Below are 2,781 nucleotides of genomic sequence, written 5' to 3'. Positions count from 1 at the left end.
GAAGAGATTGCGGACAGCTTCGTCACCTTCTGCACAGCCCCTGCACCAGCAGTGGAGAACTGGCTGCTCCTGAACGGCGACCTCCCACAGCGGGCGCGACTCGAGCTGGGCCGATACACCCTCCAAGCCTTCGATCCGGAGGAACTGAGCCAGCTGGGCCCCATGCCCGCCCTCCACGGCATCACGCCGGGCGGTCTCGACTTCCAGCTTCTGGCAGGGGCCCCGTTCCTCCACGCCGTAAACCCCGACCGTGCCGCCGACCGCAGGGGCAGGCGCTGGTTCGACCTCACCGGTCCGCGACCGGAAGCCCAGCATTGGAGGGCACTGCTGCCGCTCATTCTGTGGAGCGACGACCTGCTGCACGTCGACGCGGTGTTCGATGTCGAGAGGGGCCGGGCTTTCGGCCTGAACCAAAACCACGTGCCCACCACCCTCCAGGTCTACGAAAATCACTACGGGGGCCAAGACGAGGTCGAAGAGCGCGAGTACACAAACTTCCGCATCACTCCGGCAGAGCTACCCCGGCTGCAGGCCTTCTGCACCGCCGTCACAGCAAAGATCGACGCTGTCATGGATGGCGTCACCAGCGGCCGGAGCCTGCCCAAGAAGCGTGCCCGGCGTCTGGAGCGAGCTGCCCGCCACCTGCTGCAGGCCCACCAGCGCACGCACCGAGACTACGGCGTGTGGGAGCAAGAAGCCGATGAACTGCACCTGGACTACGTCATCGTGCTGGAGGCACTGATGGCCAGCCCCAAGGACAAGCACCAGGGCATCAGCGAAAGGATCCGGACCCGCGCAGCCGCCCTCTTCTTGACACCGTCTGCCCGCGAAAGTGTCGAAGGCAGGGTACGGGAGGCCTACAAGGCGCGCTCGAGGTACGTACACGGAGACCTGCTCAAGGACCAGGAGGAGAGGGAAAAGCTGGCCGACCTGCACAACCTCAGGCTTCTCGTACGACAGGTCGTCCTGCGCTGGCTCGTTCTCACGCCTCACGACGCGGAAGACCTCGCGCCCCGTCTCGATGCCGCAGCCGACGGCACCAGCCGCGACGTGGCCATTGACGAGCCCTTGCGCGCCTTCTTCCAAGAAACGCCGCCGCAGGACGCAATCGGCGCCTGAAGACGATCTGGATGACCGACGCCGACGTCCTCAACCGGCTCACTGACCCGAACGACCCCCAGAGCTGACCGTGCCTCGGACACGCCACGGCCCCAGGGGAATCAGCCATGACATCCCTGGGGCCGGCTCTTTGGCGTCGTCGCTCGCAACGACCCGCTGCGCGCAGCGTCATGACGCGAGGCCAGGGGGAACACCATCGGAAATCTCCGGTACATCTGACGGCGTGAACCTCTACGGCCTCGGCCCGCTGATGGAGCGCCGCCAGGACGGCGGCCTCAGCTTCGAACGCTTCCGCGCCGACCCGGCCTTGGCCGGCCTGCGATGGCCGGACGCCGTGCTCAGAGATTTCCTCTTCGAACACGGCGACCACGGCCCCTTCGTGGACGACTACGGACACCTCGACCTGAGCGCGATCACCTGGACGCTGGAGGCGATCCCGACCGCGGACTTCCACACCATGCCGACCGGCGAGAGCGAAGCCGGACTGATCGAGCACTTCGCCGAAAACCCGGTGTACTGGGCCTCGGTGAAACTCCCGGAAGTGGGCCGGTACTGGGAAGAGAACGGGACGTGGCTGCGCCCGCCGCTCCTCATCGACCGACGCCTTCTGAACCCGGCAGACAGTGGGCTACAGGTCTTGGAGGGCCGAACCCGCGTCGGCGTCCTGCGCGGCCGCCACCGCGAGCAGCTACACGTGGCCTTCGAACACCGGGCGTGGGTGGGACGTTCATGAGGGCTCACCATGCTGCGTACGCTGCGGGCACCGAGGTGTTTTCGAGGAAGAGCTGCGGATGACTGAGAAGGCGTCTGTGCCCGGCCCACGCCGGGAGCTGGCGATGCACAACGACTGGTTCGTCTCGGGCTGGGAGCACGTTCTGCCCCGCCAGGGCTTCCCGCTGACCATGCTGATCGGCACTGCCAGCCAGTCCGGCTTCCTCGGCTCCCTGGACGGCCTTCTGCAAGAGATCTTCGACGGCCACTGGGACATGATCGGCGGCGACCTCGACGGCGAACGCACCTTCTCGTGGCCGGATGAGGAGTGGGACTACGCGGACGCGCCGGAGGGCCGCGAGGCCAACGAGGCCAGATGCATGGAGGCGTTCGGCGCCATGCTGACAGCCGCCGGCTTCCCGGTGCCCAGGACAGTGCGGGACCTGTCCGAGCTCTACCTGACATGGGGGCTGGCGAGCCGCGAAGAGACACCGGACGGCACCCGGTGGTCGATGCCCGCCGTCCTCCCGCTGCCCGGTGATCTGCTGACGCTGGACGCTGAACTAACCAAGCGCCTCGACTGGATCCGCTGGACGATGCGCACCGGACCGCTCGTCGACACCCTCATCAACCACCTGGTCGACGATGGGGATCCGCAGGAAATCCTTACCTCCCTGGACCGGCTGGCCTCTGCCACCAGTCAGGACGCCGACAACGTCCGCCTGGCCCTCGCGGAGCTCGTTCAGTCCGGCGATGCCCGCGTGCAGCGAGGCCAGGAGCCGGCCGACGCGGCACGACTGGAGGCGCACCAGCGCTTCCGCCTCGTCATGGACTGGGACCACTTCCACGAGCACCGGCTGCAGTTGAGCCTCGGTGACTGACGGGGCGCCGGGCAAGGTAGGCACCGAGGACACACGACTCATCGTGATCCGCGGCAACAGTGCCTCAGGC

Annotated in this window: 3 protein-coding genes; all 3 read left to right on the top strand. The window is 67.1% G+C overall.

Annotated elements, in window-relative coordinates; translation table 11 throughout:
• Positions 1 to 1,119 (top strand): hypothetical protein (locus AB0I94_RS41900; RefSeq protein ID WP_363315080.1); only part of this gene is annotated, 1,119 nt, incomplete at its 5' end.
• A 223-nt stretch (positions 1,120 to 1,342) separates the two neighbouring features.
• A complete protein-coding gene (locus tag AB0I94_RS41895; RefSeq protein WP_363315079.1) occupies positions 1,343 to 1,852 on the top strand; it encodes a hypothetical protein in 510 nt (169 codons plus the stop codon).
• A gap of 58 nt (positions 1,853 to 1,910) precedes the next feature.
• Entirely contained in the window at positions 1,911 to 2,711 is an 801-nt protein-coding gene (locus AB0I94_RS41890; RefSeq protein ID WP_363315078.1) for a DUF6042 family protein, read from the top strand.
• Positions 2,712 to 2,781 lie beyond the last annotated feature (70 nt).

It is taken from the genome of Streptomyces sp. NPDC050147 (assembly GCF_040660195.1).
Taxonomy (GTDB): Bacteria; Actinomycetota; Actinomycetes; order Streptomycetales; family Streptomycetaceae; genus Streptomyces.
The sequence above is the reverse complement of the archived record's forward strand: the minus strand, read 5'-3'. Positions and strand labels throughout refer to the sequence as shown.

Bases quoted from the DNA above. Each gene is read 5' to 3' on its own strand.
- AB0I94_RS41890 (WP_363315078.1), top strand. From the start codon at position 1,911: ATGACTGAGAAGGCGTCTGTGCCCGGCCCACGCCGGGAGCTGGCGATG.